This window comes from Flavobacterium soyae (genome assembly GCF_045348165.1).
Taxonomy (GTDB): domain Bacteria; phylum Bacteroidota; class Bacteroidia; order Flavobacteriales; family Flavobacteriaceae; genus Flavobacterium; species Flavobacterium soyae.
In genome coordinates this window covers 297,684-320,192 of sequence record NZ_CP150845.1, presented here as the reverse complement: position 1 = coordinate 320,192, position 22,509 = coordinate 297,684, and the positions used below count along the sequence as shown (strand labels likewise).

General features: G+C 32.9%; 22 protein-coding genes and 2 tRNA genes. 15 read left to right on the top strand and 9 right to left on the bottom strand.

The window, feature by feature from the left end:
* Positions 1-11 precede the first annotated feature (11 nt).
* Complete coding sequence (locus AABD74_RS01450) at positions 12-1,100, top strand: hypothetical protein (protein ID WP_406844471.1); 1,089 nt, start codon at positions 12-14, stop codon at positions 1,098-1,100.
* Positions 1,101-1,223: 123 nt separating this feature from the next.
* On the opposite strand, the gene AABD74_RS01445 is transcribed toward AABD74_RS01450, so the two are convergent.
* Positions 1,224-2,183 (bottom strand): quinone oxidoreductase family protein, encoded by a 960-nt coding sequence (locus AABD74_RS01445; protein WP_406844470.1) that lies wholly within the window; start codon positions 2,181-2,183, stop codon positions 1,224-1,226.
* A 340-nt stretch (positions 2,184-2,523) separates the two neighbouring features.
* Between AABD74_RS01445 and AABD74_RS01440 the strand changes: the two genes are divergently transcribed.
* On the top strand, positions 2,524-2,961 hold the full coding sequence (locus AABD74_RS01440; RefSeq protein WP_406844469.1) for an META domain-containing protein: 438 nt from the start codon (positions 2,524-2,526) through the stop codon (positions 2,959-2,961).
* Between the two features lie 55 nt (positions 2,962-3,016).
* Here the strand turns inward: AABD74_RS01440 and msrA are convergent, their stop codons facing one another.
* Complete coding sequence (gene msrA / locus AABD74_RS01435; protein WP_232680833.1) at positions 3,017-3,634, bottom strand: peptide-methionine (S)-S-oxide reductase MsrA; 618 nt, start codon at positions 3,632-3,634, stop codon at positions 3,017-3,019.
* Between the two features lie 8 nt (positions 3,635-3,642).
* Complete coding sequence (gene msrB, locus AABD74_RS01430) at positions 3,643-4,197, bottom strand: peptide-methionine (R)-S-oxide reductase MsrB (protein ID WP_232680834.1); 555 nt, start codon at positions 4,195-4,197, stop codon at positions 3,643-3,645.
* A 294-nt stretch (positions 4,198-4,491) separates the two neighbouring features.
* Here msrB and idi point away from each other — a divergent pair, with 294 nt between their 5' ends.
* The 7 genes from idi to AABD74_RS01395 all read left to right on the top strand — a co-directional run bounded on the left by idi (position 4,492) and on the right by AABD74_RS01395 (position 7,603).
* On the top strand, positions 4,492-5,019 hold the full coding sequence (idi, locus tag AABD74_RS01425) for an isopentenyl-diphosphate Delta-isomerase (protein WP_232680835.1): 528 nt from the start codon (positions 4,492-4,494) through the stop codon (positions 5,017-5,019).
* A 21-nt stretch (positions 5,020-5,040) separates the two neighbouring features.
* The gene (locus AABD74_RS01420; RefSeq protein ID WP_232680837.1) at positions 5,041-5,451 is read left to right on the top strand and encodes a 6-carboxytetrahydropterin synthase; all 411 of its coding nucleotides are present in this window, start codon (positions 5,041-5,043) and stop codon (positions 5,449-5,451) included.
* A gap of 3 nt (positions 5,452-5,454) precedes the next feature.
* Positions 5,455-5,913: a peroxiredoxin gene (locus AABD74_RS01415; protein ID WP_232680838.1), complete on the top strand. Its 459-nt coding sequence runs from the start codon at positions 5,455-5,457 to the stop codon at positions 5,911-5,913.
* A 64-nt stretch (positions 5,914-5,977) separates the two neighbouring features.
* Positions 5,978-6,949 (top strand): type I phosphomannose isomerase catalytic subunit, encoded by a 972-nt coding sequence (locus AABD74_RS01410; RefSeq protein ID WP_406844468.1) that lies wholly within the window; start codon positions 5,978-5,980, stop codon positions 6,947-6,949.
* Between the two features lie 57 nt (positions 6,950-7,006).
* Complete coding sequence (locus tag AABD74_RS01405) at positions 7,007-7,273, top strand: hypothetical protein (protein WP_012022371.1); 267 nt, start codon at positions 7,007-7,009, stop codon at positions 7,271-7,273.
* Positions 7,274-7,349: 76 nt separating this feature from the next.
* Positions 7,350-7,423 (top strand) — tRNA-Thr (locus tag AABD74_RS01400).
* A gap of 106 nt (positions 7,424-7,529) precedes the next feature.
* A tRNA-Thr gene (locus AABD74_RS01395) sits at positions 7,530-7,603 on the top strand.
* Positions 7,604-7,772: 169 nt separating this feature from the next.
* Here the strand turns inward: AABD74_RS01395 and AABD74_RS01390 are convergent.
* From AABD74_RS01390 to htpG, 5 genes are all read right to left on the bottom strand, one after another.
* Positions 7,773-9,032: a hydroxymethylglutaryl-CoA reductase gene (locus AABD74_RS01390; RefSeq protein WP_406844467.1), complete on the bottom strand. Its 1,260-nt coding sequence runs from the start codon at positions 9,030-9,032 to the stop codon at positions 7,773-7,775.
* 218 nt (positions 9,033-9,250) lie between these two features.
* Positions 9,251-9,976 carry a DUF4369 domain-containing protein gene (locus AABD74_RS01385; RefSeq protein WP_406844466.1) on the bottom strand — a complete coding sequence of 242 codons (726 nt, stop codon included), beginning with the start codon at positions 9,974-9,976 and terminating at the stop codon, positions 9,251-9,253.
* A 135-nt stretch (positions 9,977-10,111) separates the two neighbouring features.
* Positions 10,112-10,930 (bottom strand): hypothetical protein, encoded by an 819-nt coding sequence (locus AABD74_RS01380; RefSeq protein ID WP_232680842.1) that lies wholly within the window; start codon positions 10,928-10,930, stop codon positions 10,112-10,114.
* A 124-nt stretch (positions 10,931-11,054) separates the two neighbouring features.
* The gene (locus tag AABD74_RS01375) at positions 11,055-12,326 is read right to left on the bottom strand and encodes a patatin-like phospholipase family protein (protein WP_232680843.1); all 1,272 of its coding nucleotides are present in this window, start codon (positions 12,324-12,326) and stop codon (positions 11,055-11,057) included.
* A gap of 209 nt (positions 12,327-12,535) precedes the next feature.
* A complete protein-coding gene (htpG, locus tag AABD74_RS01370) occupies positions 12,536-14,419 on the bottom strand; it encodes a molecular chaperone HtpG (RefSeq protein WP_406844465.1) in 1,884 nt (627 codons plus the stop codon).
* 202 nt (positions 14,420-14,621) lie between these two features.
* Here htpG and AABD74_RS01365 point away from each other — a divergent pair, with 202 nt between their 5' ends.
* From AABD74_RS01365 to AABD74_RS01340, 6 genes are all read left to right on the top strand, one after another.
* Positions 14,622-15,128, top strand: a complete 507-nt coding sequence (locus AABD74_RS01365; RefSeq protein WP_232680846.1) for a lipocalin family protein — start codon at positions 14,622-14,624, stop codon at positions 15,126-15,128.
* Between the two features lie 18 nt (positions 15,129-15,146).
* The gene (locus AABD74_RS01360) at positions 15,147-15,842 is read left to right on the top strand and encodes an OmpA family protein (protein ID WP_232680847.1); all 696 of its coding nucleotides are present in this window, start codon (positions 15,147-15,149) and stop codon (positions 15,840-15,842) included.
* Between the two features lie 106 nt (positions 15,843-15,948).
* Positions 15,949-16,899 carry an ABC transporter ATP-binding protein gene (locus AABD74_RS01355; RefSeq protein ID WP_232680848.1) on the top strand — a complete coding sequence of 317 codons (951 nt, stop codon included), beginning with the start codon at positions 15,949-15,951 and terminating at the stop codon, positions 16,897-16,899.
* A 432-nt stretch (positions 16,900-17,331) separates the two neighbouring features.
* The gene (locus tag AABD74_RS01350; protein WP_232680849.1) at positions 17,332-18,339 is read left to right on the top strand and encodes a 3-oxoacyl-ACP synthase III family protein; all 1,008 of its coding nucleotides are present in this window, start codon (positions 17,332-17,334) and stop codon (positions 18,337-18,339) included.
* Positions 18,340-18,725: 386 nt separating this feature from the next.
* Positions 18,726-19,049, top strand: coding sequence for a GIY-YIG nuclease family protein (locus AABD74_RS01345; protein WP_406844464.1), 324 nt, complete (start codon positions 18,726-18,728; stop codon positions 19,047-19,049).
* Between the two features lie 106 nt (positions 19,050-19,155).
* Positions 19,156-19,827 carry a copper homeostasis protein CutC gene (locus tag AABD74_RS01340; RefSeq protein WP_232680851.1) on the top strand — a complete coding sequence of 224 codons (672 nt, stop codon included), beginning with the start codon at positions 19,156-19,158 and terminating at the stop codon, positions 19,825-19,827.
* 98 nt (positions 19,828-19,925) lie between these two features.
* Here AABD74_RS01340 and AABD74_RS01335 read toward each other — a convergent pair whose 3' ends face one another.
* On the bottom strand, positions 19,926-22,328 hold the full coding sequence (locus AABD74_RS01335) for a TonB-dependent receptor domain-containing protein (protein WP_232680853.1): 2,403 nt from the start codon (positions 22,326-22,328) through the stop codon (positions 19,926-19,928).
* Positions 22,329-22,509: the final 181 nt, after the last annotated feature.

Here is a 22,509-nt window from a genome sequence, read left to right as displayed (position 1 = left end):
ATATATACCCAATGAAAAACTTCTTTTCGAATTTGTTTAATAGAAATAATGATCCAAAATCGATTATTTCTTTTGACGTTATAGATCCAATTTATTCGTATTTATATAATGAGCAGCCCAATCTTGAATTTAAAGTAAAAGGAATTCAGGATAATGTTTTGGTCAATCTGTATTATTTTCCCGGTTCACTCGATCATGAAGAAGGAAGGGCAGAGATTAAAAAAGCAGGTTTTAATAATGCTTATGACGTTTTAAATGAGCTTTATAAAAAAATGGATATTGGAGTTCTTTCCCAAGAAACAATAGAACAGGGTTTAGAATACGATTTTATACATATTGAGTTTTATTCAGAGCCAAGTGCTGAAGTAAAAAAATATTTGAAACGGGTTGTCAATAACTTCATAATTTTCTTTTGCTGCACAAATAGTTTAGAAACAAACGATTTCAAAATTTTATACTCAGGGAGTCATTTTTTAGATTATACAAAAGGTTTATTAGATGCTGAATTACTGGATATAAATAACCCTAAAAATGAAACACAGCAAATTGCAGTTAAGGATTTTAAAATAGTATTGCAGGGAATCTGTCAGTATTTAAATATCGAAATCCCACAAAGTGTTGAACTTCCTTCATCAGAAAATTTAATAGAAAATGAAGACGTTACAATAGAAACATTTGAGGAGTTTATCAAATTAGTTTCAAGAGAAAATATAGAAGAAAAAGAACTAAAAAAACAATCAAAAAAGCTTTTCAAAAATTATCAAAAAGAGACTAATGAATATCACACAATTATTGAAGGACATTATGATTTGTTCGAAAGCATAAATGCCTGGAACAGCGACTGGAAATTTGATCCCGAAGATGCTGAATATTTCATTTCTGAAATGATTGGTGAAGATTTAAATTTCGAATATCCTGAAAAGACTTATAGTCACGATTTGTTTCCATACATTCAATCGGCTTTAGAAAAGCATGGTTTCGAATTGATGAGTTATAATACGAATGGTGATAATTATTTATTTTTTATTGCCAATAAAGATGATGTTAGCAGGATTTTAGAATTATCTGAAATGACTAAAATTGAGATTGATCAATTGTAAATTTGTCATCCTGACGAAAGGAAGGATCGCACAAGAACTCCGCACAGAATGCCGCCAATCTTTGTCGAATTACTAGTGCGATCCTTCCTTTCGTCAGGATGACAAAATTGAGTAAATAGTTCTTTACGGAATCAAAATAATTTTTCCGGTACTTTTTCTGCTTTCCAGAAAATCATGTGCCAGTTTTCCTTCTGATAATTTAAAAGAAGTAGGTTCAGAAAGTTTAATTTTTCCTTCAATAATCCAATTGAATAATTGTGTTGCACGTTTAATTCTTTCTTCTTTAGAATTTAAATAACTCCATAAATCGCCGCCGGTTAGAGTTTTTGAACCATCCATTAACATTCTTGGATCTACAGGTTCAGGATCACCGCCCGCCATTCCGAAGAAAACAACCTGACCACATTCTTTTGTGACTTCGAAACTTTCTTTTAAAGTACTTCCAATACTGTCATAAACAACATCAATGCCATTTGATGCAATTTTAAAAACCTGTGATTTCCAATCGTCACTATAAAGAAAAACATGATCTGCACCTTGGTCAAAACCAACTTTTGCTTTTTCGGCAGATGAGGTTAATCCAATAACAGTTACGCCCAGAAGTTTGCTGATTTGTGTTAGAATTTGTCCAACGCCGCCCGCAACAGCGTGAATTAAAACTGTTTCGCCTTTTACTGTTTTATGACTGTCTGTTGCTAAATAATGTGCTGTTAAACCTTGTAATAAAACAGAAGCAGCGGTTTCGAACGAAATTTTTTCAGGTAAAGGAAGGACGTGATTTATATTTACGGCAACCAATTCTGCATTTGCAAAAGGAGCATCGGCAAAAGCTACACGATCGCCAACTTTATATTCAGAATGATTATTGGCATCTACAACAATTCCGGCGCCTTCGTAACCGGCAATAAAAGGAGGATTTCCTTTTAAATGATAATTTCCTTTTCGTCTGTAAACATCGGCAAAATTTAATCCGATGGCTTTCATCTCGATTAAAATTTCATCGTTTTTTAATTGAGGATTTGGGATTTCGATATATTCTAAAACATTTGAATCTCCGAAAGTAGAGAAGGTAAGTGCTTTCATTTTAAATTAATTTAGAATACAAAGTACGTGAAAAATCAAAAAAGAAGCCTCACTTAAAAAGTTAAATGAGGCTTTGAATTGGTTTTTTATTGATGATTTTTTATTGATACAAATTACAAAAAAATGCAGTCACATATTAGAATTTAAATACTTGATTAATATTGTTTTAAATAAAATAACGTAAATTAGAGATCAGAAAATTATAATTTGGCTGTTAGTCAAGCACGCTGTTTTTTTTACTAAAGCTTCTAACTGGGCATGAATATTGAGAAAGTAATTTTGCTGCATAATTTTAATCTTCAAAAAACAAAAAAATATTAATCTATAAAAAGTAAATTTTATGAAAAAGTATACCATTGCAATCGTTTCGATTTTAACCTTATTAATTACTTCGTGTACGGCATCAAAAGGCTCAAAAGGCACGGCTAATCTTTATGATACAACTTGGGAATTAGAATATATTTCGGGTCCAAGAATCGCTTTTGAAGGGTTGTTTCCAAATAAAAAACCACAAATTACTTTTGATCAAAAAGAAACAAAAGTTTATGGTAATAATGGTTGTAACGGTTATAGCGCACCATATACTTTAAGCGGAAAATCTTTAACTTTTGGAGAGCCGGGACCAACTACAATGATGTTTTGTGAAGGCGGTGGAGAACAGCAATTTTTACAGCAAATGAAAAAAATTACAAGTTATTCTGTTGATAAAGATGGAAAACTAAATTTAATTCAGGGCGATGTACCTATGATGAGATTTAAAAAAGCTGCAAAACAATAGTTTCAAAATCTATCTATAAGAAAAAGGGGAATGATTTTTTATTTCCCCTTTTTTGTTAGCTGTTGTTTTGTTTCTTTTTCAGTTTGTCTATAAAAACCTTTTCAAATTTTTCTATTTTCGGCTGAATCACCATTTTACAATACGGCTGATTTTTATTGTTTGCATAATAATTTTGATGATAATCTTCGGCTTTATAAAAAACTTTAAAAGGCTCGACTTTCGTTACAATCGGGTTGTTGTACACTTTTGCTTTGTTTAATTCGGCAATGATACTTTCTGCGGCTTTTTTCTGTTCGGCATTTTTGTAGAAAATTACAGAGCGGTACTGCGTTCCAACATCGGCACCCTGACGGTTTAAAGTTGTAGGATCGTGAACGGTAAAAAAGACTTTAAAGATTTCATTAATATCCGTTATGTTTTTGTCGTACGTAATTTGTACAACTTCTGCATGACCGGTTTCTCCCGTGCAAACTTCTTCGTAAGTAGGATTGGCTATATTTCCTCCGGAAAATCCTGAAACGACAGATTTTACCCCATCCAGGTTTTCGTAGACTGCTTCAACGCACCAGTAACATCCTCCGCCAAGCGTAATAGTTTCATAATCAGTTTTTTTATTTTGTGAAAAGCCGTTTAATGATAAAGTAAAAAGGCAGATTAAAAGTATATTTTTCATTTGTATAATTATTTATTATCAGGAATAAAATCAAGGGCAATCGAATTCATGCAGTAACGTTTTCCGGTCGGTTCAGGACCATCGTCAAACAAGTGGCCTAAATGCCCGCCGCAGCGTCCGCAAAGCGCTTCAATTCTTTCCATTCCAAGTGAGTTATCATTTTTGTAAACAACACTTTTTTTATTGTCTTGTTCAAAAAAACTAGGCCATCCGCAGCTGCTTGAAAACTTAGCGGTTGATTTAAAAAGTAAGTTTCCGCAAGATGCACAGTAGTACGTTCCTTTTTCATCTGTGTTCCAATATTTTCCTGTAAAAGGTCTTTCGGTATCAGCCTCACGCATTACAGCATAAACGTCTTCTGGTAAAACCCTTTTCCATTCGGCGTTGCTTACATTTAATTTAGTCGTATCAGTATTTGAATAATAAGGATTTCCGGGTTTACTTATTTTGTTTTCCATAGTAACTATTTTTACAGGCTGTTTTTTTGTATTTTGTCCGCAGGCCTGTAAAATAAAAAGCGGAACGAGAAAGCAAAGACTAAAAAATAGGTTTTTCGATTTCATAAATTTTTGGATGCTTTAATATGTATTTCAAAGATACATCGAGATTTAGCTTCAAATTATGTTCTATGTTATAATTGAGATTTTTTTAAGTGTGTTTTAACTTTTTATTAGTTACGTAAAACAAGGCAATGTAGTTTTTATGTCTTAATTTTAACAGCTTTTAATTTTTAGCATAAATTATTGCATTGTAAATCAGAAAAATAGGAATCACCTTCAAATTAAGCTTTTAACAATCTTAGAGCAGTACTTTTAAGCCATTTCTTTTTTTGTATTTTTGTTTGCTTAAGAAGCCTTATGACAGAAGAAAACGTAATATTAGTTAATCAAAATGATGAACAAATTGGCTTAATGCCAAAATTAGAAGCACATGAAAAAGCGCTTTTGCACCGTGCATTTTCGGTTTTTATTTTAAACAGTAAAAATGAAATCATGCTGCAGCAGCGTGCTCATCATAAATATCATTCTCCTTTACTTTGGACCAACACTTGCTGTAGTCATCAACGTGAAGATGAGACCAATATCGAGGCAGGAAGCCGAAGATTATTTGAAGAAATGGGTTTTAAAGCAGAATTAAAAGAGCTGTTTCATTTTATTTATAAAGCTCCTTTTGACAATGGCTTAACTGAGCATGAATTAGATCATGTTATGATTGGTTATTATGATGAAGAACCCAATATAAATCTGGATGAAGTAGAAGACTGGAAATGGATGAGTATTGGAGATGTTAAAGCAGATATTGAGAAACAGCCCGAAATTTATACCGTATGGTTTAAGATAATTTTTGATGAATTTGATCATTATCTCGAAGACCATAAATTATAACCAAACTAACCAAAGTCCTAAATGAAAGTAACCATATCAAGAAAAGCGCATTTTAATGCTGCACATCGATTGCACAGGAAAGATTGGTCATTAGAAAAAAACAATGCTGTTTTTGGAAAATGTAATAGTCCCAATTTTCATGGTCATAATTATGGTTTAACAGTAAGTGTTACAGGAAAAATTGACCCGGAAACTGGTTTTGTTTTAGATGTGAAAGTATTAGCGGATATTATACTGGAAGAAGTAGAAATTCCGTTTGATCACAAAAACCTGAATCTGGATGTTCCGGAATTTCAGGATTTGAATCCAACTGCAGAAAATATTGCGGTTGTGATATGGAATAAAATTAGAAAAAGAATTCAGCCCGATTTTGATTTAGAAGTCGTGCTTTATGAAACAGACCGCAATTTTGTAACTTATAAAGGAGAATAATAAATGTCATTAAAAATAGGAGATATAGTTCCGAATTTTACTGCAAAAGATAGTCACGGAGAAGTTTTTGAAAGCAAAAGTGTTTTAGGCCGGAAACCACTAGTGATTTATTTTTATCCAAAAGATAATACACCTGGCTGCACAACTGAAGCTTGCAGTTTTAGAGATCAATATGAAGATTTTAAGGATTTAGGCGCTGAAGTTATTGGCATAAGTGCCGATAGTGTAAAATCGCATCATAAATTTGCCAATAAACACAAACTGCCATTCATTTTACTTTCAGATCAGGACAAAAGATTGAGACATCTTTTTGGGGTGAAAAATAATCTGTTCGGGCTTTTACCGGGAAGAGTAACTTATATTATCGACAGAAACGGAGTGGTTATTTATATTTTTGATAGTATGAATGCCGCAAAACATATTTCGAAAGCGCTGGAGATAATAAAAGAATTAGTATTGTAGATTTAGAAAATAGTATTACACCATTGTTTAATTAATATAGATATTTGCCGAAAACTTAAAAATTATGAAACCAGAAAAATTATATCCGCTTCAATTTGAACCAATCCTAAAAGAAAGAATCTGGGGCGGAGAGAAATTAAAAACATTATTAAACAAACCAATTACTTCTAAAATTACCGGTGAAAGCTGGGAATTGTCTACAGTAGAAGGTGATGTAAGTACTGTTGCAAACGGAGACTTAAAAGGAAAATCGTTAATGGGACTTATTAATGAAACTCCAAATGAAATTTTAGGAACGAGAGTTTACGAGCGTTTCGGAAAACAGTTTCCATTACTTTTTAAATACTTAGATGCACGCGAAGATCTTTCGATTCAGGTTCATCCAAACGATAAATTAGCAAAAGAGCGTCACAATTCATTTGGTAAAACCGAAATGTGGTACGTAATGCAGGCTGATACTGATTCCAGAATTATTGTTGGTTTTAAAGAAGATTCAAGTAAAGAAGAATATTTAAAACATTTACATGATAATACTTTAGTTTCTATTTTAGATGGCGTAAAAGCAAAAGCCGGAGATGTTTTCTTTTTAGAAACAGGAACTGTTCACGCTATTGGTGCTGGTTTGGTAGTTGCCGAAATTCAGCAGACATCTGATATTACCTATCGTTTATATGATTTTGATCGTGTAGATGCTCAGGGAAATAAAAGAGAACTGCATGTAGATTTAGCACTTGATGCGATTAATTACAATAAAGTTGATACACAAAAGAAATACGATTCAAAAGCAAATACTTCAAACGTAGTCGTAGATTGTCCTTATTTTACGACAAACCTTATTCCGTTAGAAGATAAAGTACAAGTTTCTAAATCTGGCGAAACATTTACGGTTTATATGTGTATTGAGGGAAGTTTTGAAATTGAATATAACGGATTTAAACACACTTATATAAAAGGTGACACAGTTTTAGTTCCGGCTGCGATAAATGCATTTAATTTAAGTGGAAAAGCTTCAATTTTAGAAATTTACATTTCATAGCATGTAATCTAAAGATTATGTGTATTTTTGCAGACGCAAATTAAAATTATAATAAAAATGGCAAACGTTAAAAATTTAAAGAAAGACATCAATTTTGTATTAGGAGATATTATTGAGGCAGTTTATTTGTTTGAGATGTCTACAACAGGAAATCCTACTCCAGAAACGAATGCTTTAATCGATGAAGCTATCGCTGCATTTGATACTTTGATTACAAAAGTTAACGCTAAAAACGTTGAAAATAAAAAAGCACACTTCAAACAAATCAATGTTGAATTAGAACAAACTGCTAATCAATTGATTGAAAAAATCAATGCATTGTAAGCAAAAAAAAGTGTAAAAAAGTGCAAATTTATTTTGGGAAAACGAAAAACCGCTTTATATTTGCACCCGTAATGAGGCCGATGTAGCTCAGCTGGCTAGAGCAGCTGATTTGTAATCAGCAGGTCGTGGGTTCGAGTCCCTCTATCGGCTCAACGAAAACCATCACAAATTGTGATGGTTTTTTTATTTATAGAGAGAGGTGTGAAAATATTTTGGAATATTAAAAAACAATTTTATATTTGCACCCGTAAAATAGGCCGATGTAGCTCAGCTGGCTAGAGCAGCTGATTTGTAATCAGCAGGTCGTGGGTTCGAGTCCCTCTATCGGCTCAAAAAAACCATCATAATCTGTGATGGTTTTTTTATGCCTCAGAAATTCCATTTTTTTAAATTCCAAATTCCAAGTTTTTTAGGATTTAGATTTTAGAATAGTATTTACGATGAAATAATAAATGAGCGCAAAGTATTCTCCTTTCGCCGAAATAACAGGATTGTGTCTTTATCTTCCAAGTTTTTGGTGAGCATCGGTAAAATGTCCTGCTGACATAGCTGATATAATTGAAATTTCTCCTGTAAGGCATAATGCAATAGCAATTTCGGCAAGTTTACCGCTTTTACCCGGGCCATAACAGTCTATTAGTTCAAGACATTCTTTTTGTGTAGGAAATGAAGTTCCGCCGCCAACAGTTCCCACAATTATATTTGGCATCGTAATAGCACAATATAAATCACCGTTTTCGTCAATATCCATTCTTGTAATGGCGGTAGAAGCTTCGCCGGTGCAGGCTACATCTTGTCCGCAAGCTATAAATAATGCAGCAAGAGCGTTTGAAGGATGCATACCTGTACCAATGGAACCCATTTTTATAGAGCCCAAATGAGATATTTTCCATTGATGATATAGTAATGCCGGTGTTGCCTTAAGAACAGAGGCAATAACTTCTTTTTTTAATGTGATTTCGGCAGTTACTTTCCTTCCTCTAACCCTTGTGGTTAATGAGGTGGCTTTTTTATCTCCGGAAGCATTGCCTTCAATAGTCCAAAATACAGGTTCAACAGGGCAATTGCTTATAATGTACTTACAGATTTTATCGCTGCATATCGTAACCATGTTTTGACCAGATGCATCGCCAGAGGTAAATTCGAATCTTAAAATTAGAATGTTTCCTTCTATATTTACACCTATATCATTTAAGATGGCATAATTACTGGTTTCTCTGGTTAACGATGCAAAAGTTTCTTTGTGGTTTAATACCCAAGAGACAAATTTTCCTAAATCAATTAAATTTTTAAATTTAAAGGTTGGAGTTCTTTGCACGCCTTCTTGCAGAGTAATTACTGTAATTGCTCCTGATTCCCTGCAAGCTTTAGCACCTCTGTTATAGGATGCAAGCAAGGCTCCTTCGGTAGTGGCAAGAGGAACATAAAAATGACCTTGAGCTACACTTCCATTTACAACTAAAGGTCCAATAATTCCGGTTGGGATTTGACTCATCCCAATGTAATTTTCAATATTACCTTTCAGGCTTTCGTTATTATCAAAAATCTTTTCTCCTGACAGGTAATCTACATTTGATTTTAGGTGCTGACGGATAAAATTAAGACGTAATTTTTGACCGTTTAAAGTGTATGGATCTTGAGAGGGGATTTTTTCAAGATTTGAACTAGGTTCCGGAGTATAAGATTCTAATTTTTCGAAAACTAACGAATTTATAAAATCATACTTTGCGTGACTGATATTGCTTTGTAAATTCTTCATAAGTTTGGTTTTATGAAGCTAAGGTATTACAAATAATAAAAATAGTAATGTAATTTCTGACTTTTTTACTCAGAATTATCTAATTGTCAGTTATTTATGATTTAATATGGCAAAACAAAATAAACAAAATAAAAAAATCCTGTTATAATGATAAAAACAGGATTTTTTTATAATTTAAAAAACAGAGTTTTAGGTGTAATGTATTGTTTTTGAGTTGTTTAGTCTTGTTTTTGTTCTTCTTTTTTGATATCGGCTACATATTTAGTAAGCTTTTTTCCGTAAAGTGACTGTGCTACTTTTGGAGTCATCGATTTTTGAATCGTATCAAGAAACTTAATGTTGATATCATAAATCTCTGCTAGAGCAATATAAGGCGCTACTTCATGATCTTTATTGTTAATGGCGAAGTTTGTAGCATACAAATATTTTCTTTTAATATTTGACTGTTGTTTTGCATCAATGCTGTCAACTGCTTTTTGATCTTGTCTTTTAATAGCTTTAAATCTGGCTTCAACCATTGATAAGTTCTCATCAATGAAACGAGAGTTTACTTTTTTGTATTCTTCAAATAATTCCTGGTTTTTAGATCCGGTAATTTTTGCGCTGCCAATAAAACTGTCTAAATTGGTATCAATATTAATATTTCCCGGTTCAGCAAAGAATAAAATATTATTGTCTAAAGAGTTTGTTACCCCGCGATCCAGAAACAGGTAAAGCATTTCTGGAGATTCTAATTTGATGTCACTTTCAAAAGCTGCATTTCCGTCAATTTTGATACTGTCGATTGCAACAAGCGATGTATCAACGATTCTTTGAATATATAAAGTTCCGGTTTTTAATCCTTTTATATTTCCTGTAAGGTGTAAGTTATCTGCGGCTGATTCTTTTTTGCTGCATGATGCAAGTAATGTAAGAATGGCAAAGGCAATAATTGATTTTTTCATTAGTTTATTGGATTTTGGTGCAAAATAAAGAAAATAGTTTGAATGTAAATAAGTCGCTGTTTAATTTTTCTAAAAAATAAAAATCCCAATCTATTTCTAAATTGGGATCTGCATATTTTTTTAAAAATGAATTGGTTACATTGATAAAGTGTAAGTTGCTCCATTTTCGTGTGTATAAGTATATTTGGCATCACAGTCATTATTTCCATAATCTATAACACCGTTTAAAAACCCTCCCTGGATTTTTAATTTCCCTTTAGATACATACTCGCACGAATATTTTTTAACTAAGGTTTCCTGTACAGTTAAAGTCAAAGTCCCTCCTTTTTCTGAAGTAACAGTGTGGCTTCCTTCTGGCATTTCATAAATATTATCTTCTAAAACATATGGAGTATCAACACCGGCAGTTTGTTTTATAGTATGTGTGCCTGAATTTGTAAAAACTCTTCCAAGCAAATCTGTAAATTTTCCATTTGTTACTTTTCTGCTCCATTGCGGTACAGTTGCAACAGTAGTTGTATTAGTGTATTCTATAGTTCCTTCCAGTTTAAATCCGTTTATAGAATAATCGATTCTTTCTACAGTCATTTTGCTTCCAGTTGTAATTACCGGACCAGAAAGCGTAATTTTTAATTTCCCTTTTCTTGTAATTTGATTTGTGGTGCAGCCTGTACCATAATCAACAGTAAAAACTTTTGGGTAAGGTGTTCCGTTTGGGGTTTCAATAGTAATGCTGGCACAGACTTCGGGAGAAGTTTCTGATGGTTTTGCAGCAGGATTTGTATTCGTTACAGTTAATCCTGTTTTAACATCCATTTCGTTTACAGCGTCAATTACAACAGAGGCACTAACAGCTGTTGTGTCGGCCTGATTGACGACTTCATCGCTGGAGCATGAAACATAAATAAATGCCGAAGCACAAATAATAGAAAGTAAAATAGCAGTTTTTTTCATATTGGTTTTTGTTTAAGATTAGATTAAAGGCATTCAAATGTAATGAAAAAAATAACTCGTAAAAAAAATCCTGAAAATTCTACTTTCAGGATTTTGTTGTTTAGTTATTTGTAAATCAATTGTTTTAAACGGTTTTGTAATATTCGCTTTTGGCTTTTCTGATTTTTTTATACTCTTCCCAATCAAATTTGTTTAAGAACTCTGCAGCTTTTTGGGCGCCGCGAATAAACAAATCAATTTTTGCATCGTCAGTAAGATTAAAATTGAGCCAGTTGTGGTTTCCGGTATCAATATATCCTATAAGGTTTTTAAAATCGGGATTTTTTCTTAAAAATTCTGAATCATATCCAAATCTAGCGGTGTCAAACATAGAACTTATAATATTCGTGATTTTTTCATTTTTATTGATTTCGTTTTTATCATATCCGAGTTTTACACCAAAAGTTGGTGACGCCGGTACATTTAAATTTTCATGAAATATATCAATAGGAAAATTAGAGATAATACCGCCATCCATAAACATAACTTCTGCCGGAACCGATGCACGCAGACATGTTGCTTCGTTCCATTTATTCCATGCTTCAATACCGCCGGGAATATTTTTAATTTTAAATGGAGTAAAGAAAAGCGGAATCGACATTGAAGCCCTCACAAAATCGGCTGGATTTTGAACATCAGGATTAGAATAAAACAAGTCAATCATTTTAGGAAAAATAATTTTACTTTCTGTAGTAATGTCAGCGGTTATTATAGCTATTTCGCTCCAATGATCTTTTCTTGTATATTCTTGTTTGTCTTCTGGATTTGTTTCCATTATTCGAAACAATTTGTTGTCATTTGAAACACCTTTTTCGCGCAGTGCTTTTAAATCGGCATAATTTTTAATTCCTTTCTGCGAAAGCAGGTTAGTCATCCATTGATGAAAATTAGTGCCAGGATTTAATCCTAAATCATCTTTAAAATTATCTACAACCTGACAGCCTTTCATTACCAGTTTTAAGTTGCCGGCATCGCTCAATAATGCATCAATAAATTCGCGTGCATCGTGATCGCCATCTACAAAATCGTATAAATTCTTATTGCATAAACACTCCAAAATCCATTCAGATTTTGTTGTATCAATTGGTCCGGCAGCAGCCATCAGCATGGTATTAATACTTCCGGCCGATGTTCCGGCTAAACTTAGAAACCGAATCCCTACTTGTTCCAAAACATAGACATATCCAACTAATGCAACACCAAGAACACCGCCGCCTTCCTGAACTAAATCTACATATTCGTTACCGTTTACATCTACAATATCTGAGAATTTCTTCTTCTTCTCTTTGATCTGTTCTTTTAAATCTTTTATAATCGATAAGACTTCACCGTTTTCTGTAAATTTCGTTTTCTCCATGATTTCCAGAGTTTATGTTTGTAGTTTGTGTTTCTGCAAAATAATTTTATTTAATTGTTTGATTTTCAGATGTGTAAAATTATAAATTCGATTATAGGCATAAAAGGGGAGAATTCCCCTTTTTTAAAATATTTGAAATTAGTATAAGGTAAAAAAAAATCCCGCAGAAACTAATCTGCAGGATTTTGAAATATTCTTGTAAAAGGTTTTTATTTGATCATTTCAAAGCTTCTTTTTACAAAAGCAGTCAACGCTTCACCTTTCAATAGGTTTTGAGATAATTTAGCTAAATCTAAAGCTTGTTTTACTAAATGTTCCTGATGTGTTTTGTCTTCGGTATTTAAAATACTTGAAGCTAAATCAGAATTTGTATTTACAACCAGATTATACATTTCCGGCATATTTCCCATTCCGAACATTCCGCCGCCGCCCGTTTGGCTCATTTCTTTCATTCTACGCATAAATTCTGGCTGCGTAATAATGAATGGAGCTGCCTGGCTGTCCATAGCTTCCAGCTGAACGCTGTATGCTTTAGGGATATAGGCTTCTAATGAAGTTTTTAAAGCTGCTTTTTCTTCATCAGATAATTTAGAAATCGTGTTTTCTTCTTTTTTGATTAAATTATCAATGTGATCAGAATCTACACGAACGAAAGTTAATCCGCTGTTATCACCTTCAATTTTTTGAATTAAATGCGAGATAATTGGAGAGTCTAAAAGCAATACTTCGTATCCTTTTTCTTTTGCTGCTTCAATATAAGAGTGCTGTGCATCTTTGTTACCAGCATAAAGAATTACTAATTTACCATCTTTATCAGTTTGGTTTTCTTTTAGTTTTTCTTTTAATTCCTCTAAAGTAAAGTAAGTATCGTCAACCGTTGGATATAAAACAAATGCGCCCGCTTTTTCGTAGAATTTATCTTCAGAAAGCATTCCGTACTCTAAAACGATTTTTATATCATTCCATTTTGCTTCAAAATCAGCACGGTTTTCGTTAAATAAAGCTTTTAATTTATCTGCTACTTTACGAGTAATGTAGTTAGAGATTTTTTTAACTGCTCCATCTGCTTGTAAACCAGAACGAGAAACGTTTAATGGAATATCCGGTGAATCGATAACTCCTTTTAACATCGTTAAAAATTCAGGTACAATTCCTTCTACGTTATCTGTAACGTAAACCTGGTTTTGATATAATTGAATTTTATCTTTCTGGATTTGCATATCTGTACCCAATTTTGGGAAATACAAAATACCGGTCAGGTTAAAAGGATAATCTACATTTAAGTGAATGTTGAATAACGGCTCTTCAAACTGCATTGGATACAATTCTCTGTAGAAATTTTTGTAATCTTCATCAGATAATTCAGAAGGCTGTTTTGTCCAGGCCGGATTTGGGTTATTAATGATATTATCAAGTTCGATAGTTTCATTAATATAATCTTCCGGAGCATCTTCTGGTTTTGGAAGGGTTTCTGTTCTTGTTCCAAATTTAATAGGAATAGGCATAAACTTATTATACTTATTTAATAATCCGCTGATTTTAGAATCTTCTAAAAATTCTAAAGAATCTTCGGCAATGTGCAGAATGATTTCTGTACCACGTGAAGTTTTGTCAGCTGGCTCTAAAGTAAATTCAGGGCTTCCGTCACAAGTCCAGTGTGCAGCAGGCTCATCTTTGTATGATTTTGTAATGATTTCTACTTTTTCTGCAACCATAAAAGCAGAATAGAAACCAAGACCAAAGTGACCAATAATCCCAGAGTCTTTTGCAGAATCTTTGTATTTGTCTAAAAATTCTTCAGCTCCCGAAAAAGCAACCTGATTGATGTATTTTTCAACTTCATCAGCTGTCATACCTAAACCTTGGTCAATAATATGGATTTTTTTACCTTCTTTATCTACTTTAATTTCGATAATCGGGTTTCCATATTCTACTTTAGCTTCGCCAATGCTTATTAAATGTTTTAATTTTAATGTCGCATCAGTTCCGTTTGAAACCAGCTCACGTAAAAAGATTTCGTGGTCGCTGTATAAGAACTTTTTGATTAAGGGAAAGATGTTTTCTACTGAAACATTAATTTTACCTGTTGTCATATTTTTTTATTTTTTGAATTTAACTTGATGATTTTCATTTAGTCAAATAAAATACCATTTTTTTTAAGGTGACAAATTGGCGTAAATGTTAATTTTGAAAGAAAATAATTAAATTTTAAAAAAGAAATTCGCTTAATGAATTGTATATTTGTGGTATAATAATTGTTAAACGTGTAAGTATTAACTTAAATAAATGTACAAAATGAGGAAGATTATTTTCATTTGCATGGCTGCTGCGACGTTATTTGCGTGTAAATCAGCTTCGTCTACAGCTTCAACTTCAACAGAAGCAACTACGCTTTCTACTAAACTTGACAGACCCACTCAAGTAGCTATTAAAGGAAATTGGGTGCTTACCAATGTAACTTATCCAGGTTCTGATTATATTAAAGTCACCTCATTCGATCTGGCAGATTCTAAATGTTTTATTGGCAGTTCATGGAACTTTATTTCTAATAACAATAAAGGTACAATGACATTGAATTCTGCAAGCTGTACAGCTTTTACTTCGCCAATTGTCTGGAGCATTAACAATCAGGGACTTTTTGTTCTTAAAATTGTTAATCCGGGAACAAAATCAAAAAATGTAAAAGAAGGATACTTACTAAAAGTCGCTGGTTTAACTGATACTTCTTTTCAGTTGATCGATAATATCAATGTTGGCGGACAAGTAAAGGATGTTACTTACCAATTTCAAAGAGCTAATTAATATTTAAAAAGATAAAAAATGAAAAAGATAACAGTTTTAGGTTTAAGTAGTTTACTTGTATTGGTTAGTTTATTTACAAGCTGCGATTCAGTAAAAAATGCTAATAACACTCAAAAGGGTGCCGGAATTGGAGTAGTTGCCGGTGGTATTATTGGAGGTATTTTAGGAAATAATCTAGGAAAAGGCGGAAACGCTGCCTTAGGAGCTGCAATTGGAGCTGCTGTAGGTGGTGGAACCGGAGCTTTAATTGGTAACAAAATGGATAAACAAGCCCGTGAAATTGATCAGGCTTTACCAGGTGCTTCTGTAGAAAGAGTAGGTGAGGGAATTCACTTAACTTTAAATGAGAATGCTGTTCGTTTTGATACAAACAAATCAACTTTAACTCCTCAGGCAAAAGCAAATTTAGATAAATTAGTTCCTGTTTTTAATGAGTATGGAGATACTGATATTCAAATATTTGGTTATACTGATAATACAGGTAAACCAGAATATAATTTGACACTTTCAGGACAAAGAGCGGCTTCTGTGCAGGCTTATTTAGTTTCTAAAGGATTAAAATCAAGCCGTTTTAAAACTTCAGGTTTAGGTATTGTTGATCCTATTGCAACAAATGATACTCCGGAAGGAAGAGCTCAAAACCGTCGTGTTGAATTCTCTATTACAGCAAATGACAAAATGGTTAACGATGCAAAAGCTGAAGCTGGAAAGTAATTTCAGATAAAATAAAATTTAAAAAAAGCTGTTTCATAATTGAAGCAGCTTTTTTTTTGACTTTAGAAATTAAACATCGTAAATTTGACCTCTCTAATTACAACACATGCTTGATATTCAAAATATATCTTTTTCGTATACTGATAAACCAGTTATAAATAATGTTTCTTTTACGATCAATAAAGGCGAAAATATTGCCATTATTGGCGAAAGCGGTTGTGGAAAAAGTACGCTTTTAAAGCTTATGTACGGTTTGTTCGATTTAGACGAAGGCAAAATATTTTATAACGAAAAACCTATTCTGGGGCCAAAATACAATTTGATTCCCGGAATGCCATATATGAAATATCTGGCGCAGGATTTCGATTTGTCTCCTTATGAAACAGTGGCAGAGAACGTTGGAAAGTTTCTTTCGAATGGTTTTGCAAACATGAAAAGACTTCGTGTTCAGGAATTGTTAGAGATGGTAGAAATGGAACAATTTTCTAATGTTAAAGCTAAATTTTTAAGCGGGGGACAGCAGCAGAGAGTAGCTTTGGTTAGGGTTTTGGCTTTAGAGCCAGAAGTAATTTTGCTAGATGAACCTTTTAGCCAGATTGATGCTTTTCGTAAAAATGCTTTACGTCGAAACTTATTTAAATACTTAAAACAAAAAGGAATTACCTGCATTATCGCAACACATGACAGTACAGATGCTTTGTCTTTTGCAGATGAAGCAATTGTGATGCGACATGGCGAAATTATCATAAAAGGTGATCCGGCAAAAATATACGAAGATCCGCAAACTAAATATGTGGCTTCGTTATTTGGAGAGGTAAATGAAATTGCAACACATTTATTGCTTCCGTATGAAGATGAAACTCACAAAACATTAGTATATCCGCATCAGTTTAAAATGGTTTCAGAATCTAAACTTCCGGTAAAAATTAGAAGGACTTATTTTAGAGGAGGGCATTATTTAGTTGAAACCGTTTACAAAAGGCAGTTAATATTTTTCGAAAGTGAAATCGATCTTCCACTCGAACAGGAAATATTTCTTGGGCTGAATTATTTATAAAAAACAAACCCGACAGTTTTGAAATTGTCGGGTTTGTTTTTTTACATAAGCTAGTTGCTTGCTAAAAATTAAATGAGAGATGGCACTCAGATGACACGGAGTTAATAAAGTTTCAAGCAGAGTTAAGGATTGATATTAAAAAAATCATTAAAATCATTTTAATCTGTGGCAGAAAAAAAATTAGCGTAGATTAGTGTAATTTGTGGCAAAAAACTTGAGAAAGAGAAATCCTACTCGCATTAAAATCTTATTTTCCATTCTTTTCAATAATTTGCTTTAAAAACTGTTTTTTCAAAAAGTAATTGTTTTTAAACAGTCTCATAATTAAAGTATATTAAATTGCTAATACCGAAAAAAATAGTAATTTGTACTCTTATGTTTTAAAGTATACGTAAATTTGCATTCTAAAATTTTAACAAATAACAATATTATATGTATCATTCAAAAATAGCAGGCTTAGGATATTATGTTCCTTCAAATGTTGTGACAAACGATGATTTGTCTAAGATAATGGATACCAATGACGAATGGATTCAGGAACGAACAGGAATTCAGGAAAGAAGACACATCATTCGTGGAGAAGATACAACAACTTCAATGGGTGTAAAAGCCGCTAAAATTGCTATAGAACGTTCTGGCGTTGCCAAAGAAGATATTGATTTTGTAGTATTTGCTACATTAAGCCCGGATTATTATTTTCCAGGACCCGGAGTTTTAGTACAGCGTGATTTAGGATTAAGAACCGTTGGAGCTTTAGACGTTAGAAATCAATGTTCTGGTTTTGTTTACGCAATTTCTGTTGCAGATCAATATATTAAAACCGGAATGTATAAAAATATTTTGGTTATTGGTTCAGAGGTTCATTCAACTGGATTAGATATGACGACTCGCGGACGCGGCGTTTCAGTAATTTTTGGAGATGGAGCAGGAGCAGCAGTTTTAAGCCGTGAAGAAGATTTGACAAAAGGAATTTTATCTACGCACTTACATTCAGAAGGACAGCATGCCGAAGAATTGGCTTTGCAGGCACCGGGAATGGGAGCACGCTGGGTAACAGATATTTTAGCAGATAATGACCCTAATGACGAAAGTTATTATCCTTACATGAACGGCCAGTTTGTATTTAAAAATGCAGTGGTTCGTTTTGCCGAAGTAATCAATGAAGGCTTAGAAGCAAATGGACTTCAGGTTTCAGATATTGATATGTTGATTCCACATCAGGCCAACTTGAGAATTTCTCAGTTCATTCAGAACAAATTCAAATTGACAGATGATCAGGTTCATAATAATATCCAGAAATACGGAAACACAACCGCAGCATCTATTCCAATTGCTTTAACAGAAGCTTGGGAACAAGGTAAAATCAAATCTGGTGATACCGTTGTTTTAGCCGCTTTTGGTAGTGGATTTACTTGGGCAAGTGCAATCATCAAATGGTAAATTAATTCATCTTACATTATATTTAAAACCTGCTTTGTTTTGGAGCAGGTTTTTTTATACTTTTTATTTGGATGAGTAACGATCTGTCAGGCTGAGCGAAGTCGAAGCCCCGTTCCAATTGGCAAGCCTTCGACTTCGCTCAGGATGACATTTGGTTTCAAATTAAGCAATAGCATTTTGTCAGGCTGAGCGAAGTCGAAGCCTACGTCCTAATTGACAAACTATCAATTTTACACAAAACAAACTTTGTTCGCTGCGCTAATTTAAGGACGTGCCAATAGGAGCGGGGCTTCGACTTCGCTCAGCCTGACAATCGTAGTTCAATACTTACTGAATTAAAAGAAATATTTTTCTTACTTTTATTTAAAAACAAAACTTTTAATAAAATGAAACAATATTACGTCTATATACTAAAATGTTCTGATAATAGTTATTATACGGGATTTACAAATAATATTAATAGAAGATTAAATGAACACAACTACGGTTTAAATAAAGAATACTATACATTTAATAAAAGACCTTTGGAATTAGTTTTTTGTACAGAATTTAATGATGTGAATCAGGCAATTGCATTCGAGAAACAAGTAAAAGGCTGGAGTAGGAAAAAGAAAGAAGTAATAATAAATGATAAGTGGGAAGATTTAAAAAAGTTATCCGAATGTTTAAATAAAACAAGTCATAAAAATTTTAATAAAAAAGAACTTTAATTGTAACTTAGCCTTCGACTTCGCTCAGGGTGACAATTGAGCTAAAAGTCGTTTTAATTTTTTTGTCAGGCTGAGCGAAGTCGAAGCCCCTTTTTTGATAATTACAATGAAAAAAAATCAACTGGAAATAGCATGCTTTAATTACGAATCGGCCATAATAGCTCAGGAAAATGGCGCAGATCGAATTGAGTTATGCGAAAACATGAAACTTGGCGGAACAACACCAAACTCTATTTTAGTCGTAAAAGTCCGCGAAAGCTTATCTATTAAAATGCATGTTATAATCAGGCCTCGCGGCGGTGATTTTGTTTATTCTGATGAAGAACTGACAGAAATGAAACAGGATATTAAACAGTATAAAAAACTAGGTGTTGATGGTTTTGTTTTTGGAATTTTAAAAGACAGCGGAAATATTAATAAAAGACAGAATAGGGAATTAGTGCATTTGGCACATCCGCTTCCTTGTACTTTTCACCGTGCTTTTGATGTGGTCAAAGATGTAGAAAAATCTCTTGAAGATATTATCGATTGCGGGTTTAAAACGATTTTGACTTCGGGACAGGCAATAAATGTAGAAGAAGGAATTTTGGCCTTGGAACGAATACAAGACCTTGCTAAAAACAGAATCGAAATAATGCCGGGCGGCGGTTTACGATCTTCAAATATTAAATTATTACAGGAAAGATTAGATTTGACTTTTTACCATTCATCAGCAATTACAAACAATTCAGAAACTGCAAATCCCGAAGAAATAAAAGAATTAAAAAATTTTCTATAACATAAAAAATAAAAAAGCCTGAAGCTGGCAAACTTCAGGCTTTTTTCTACAAGAAAATTATTTAAAAATATTAAAATTGATTCTAATAAAAGCAGTGATTAGAACATTCCGCCACCGCCTTGATTAGTGTTTTCTTCTCTTTGTTTACGCTCTAATTTTTTGATTTTTGCTCCGCCAAAGTTGTAAGTTAAACCTAAATAAACCGTTTGGCTTTCCCAGGTAAACTGACCAGTTTGAGGATAAGGATAAATACCATCAAATGAATATTTCATTGTATTGAAAACGTCATTAAAACGTACACTGATATTCATTTTATTATCTAACAATGTATAGCGTGAACCAATATCCATTTTGTACATTTCGTTTCTTTTCTGCTGAATTTCATTAACCGGACCTCTGTAAAAACCAAATAATAAAAAGCTTAAACGTTTTGTAGGTTTAAAGTTTGAGTTCATACGGGCATTGAATGCAGAAGTTGTTACACTGCGCTCTAAAGGCGAACTTAATTTTGTTGCAGGATCATATTGGAACACAACACCTTGCTGGTTTATGCTTGAGAAATCAATTGAGGGCTGGATATCCCACCACTTAGTAAGTTTATAGTTTGCAGAAATATCAAAACCATAAGCACTATTGTGATCGAAATTTGTAAAACTTAAGATTTGTTTCTCAGAAGGATCATCAGGATCTGGGCTTAAAGTTCGGCTAATTTGATCGTTAATAGCTCTTACAAATACGCCGGCGGTAATGCTTCCTTTTTCAAGAGTTTTAGTATAATTTACTTCAACAGAATTTGTAAACTGAGGTCTTAATTCTTGATTTCCGTATGAAGTTACCAATGGAGTAGAAAATTCACGAATAGGTTTTGTCTGCTCTAAACTTGGTCGGTCAACACGACGGCTGTAGCTTAATTGCAAAACGTTTTTCTCATTTAAGTTATACGTTAAATAAGCTGATGGATACAATGTAATGTAGTCATCATTAAATTTTTTCTCACCAGAATTTAAATTTGACTTCACATCATAACTCTCAAAACGAGCTCCTAACTGATAACTGAATTTTTTGTATTTCTGACCAAAAGTTACATATGCAGAATAAATATCTGTATCATAAGTATAAATAGAATTAGCAAATGCCGGATTGGTTGTATTGTAAATATTGTCTGTTCTTGTTATTCTCGCTTCTGCACCTGCTTCAAGAGTCGTTTTGTCATTTAGCGGATTAACATAATCAACGTTTACTGTACCTAATTTTCTTTTGTCATTAATATAATCGCTGTACAAAAGTGAGCTGGCACTATTATCTGGCTTCGTTGTTTTAGTGTCAAAACTTGCATCTTGAGTTTCTCTGGTATTACTAAAGTTCCCTTCAAAATCTAAAGTATGACCCTCTTTTTTAAAGATATGTTTGTATGCTAAATTATAAGTTCCTGTTTCGTTTGGACCTTCGTATCTCGATTTTTGGTAAATATTTTTAATATCCGGGTCACCGTTATTATAATCAATATCAGTATTAACTAATCCAGTTCCTTTTGATTTATTTTGGTTTGTATAGAAAGATAAAGTATTGTGGTCATTGATTAAATAATCCATTCCAACTTTATACAAATAGTTATCATTATCATTAGAAATTTCTAATTTTTGAATAACATCCTGATCTAATCTTTTAATATGGCCATCATTAAAATAAGTTCCAAAATTATTACCGGCATTTCCAAAGAAATTTACTTTTCCGGTTTTATAGTTTAAGTCTAAAGACTGATTGTATTTTGCCGTTTCACCAAAAGTAATTCCGCCGCTATAACTTCCGTTAAAACCAGTATTCGAATTTTTATGTAAAATAATATTGATAATTCCAGACATTCCTTCCGGATTGTATTTTGCACTAGGATTTGTAATCAACTCAATTTTTTTGATAGAAGTTGAAGGAATTTGTTTTAATAACTGTGCAGGATCAATATTAGAAGGCCTTCCGTCAATTAACACACGAACATTGTCGTTTCCGCGAAGCGAAAGTTTTCCGTCCTGATCTACATTTACAGATGGAATATTGCTCATAATATCTGATGCAGAAGCTCCGGCAGTTGTCAAATCTCTTCCTACAGTAATTACTTTTCGGTCAATTTTTTGTTCCATTGTCGAACGTTCGGCAACAATATTAACACCTTTTAGCTGTGTTGCTTCTTCTTCAAGAGAAACATTCATAGTGGCAGATTTTTTATTATCGGCTAAAATTACAGAGCCAATATATTTTCTAAATCCAATGTATTGAATTTCGATAGTATAACTTTTTAGTGCTACGTTTTTAAAAGTAAAATCTCCATTGTCATCAGTATTAACTCCAGATACCACTTTTCCGTTTTCTTTAAGAGAAACTGTTGCATAAGAAATTGGTGCATTGTTTGATTTTTCGGTAATTTTTCCCGTGACCGTTCCTGAATTCTGGGCTTGTGCTGTTGCAATTACCCCCAGTAATGCAAGCAGAAAGAATTTTAATTTCATAATGAGATAATGATTATTTTGATTTGATTGATGATGAGGTTGTTTTTTTGTTTTTGTTTTGATTTTCTTTTGCTTCAAATAAAATTTAAAGTCTCTATTAAGACTATTTTGTTGTAGATATGTTACATAAAATGCAAAAAAAACTTTTTGATTTTTTGGGAAGTTCTGTTTTGTAGCAGGT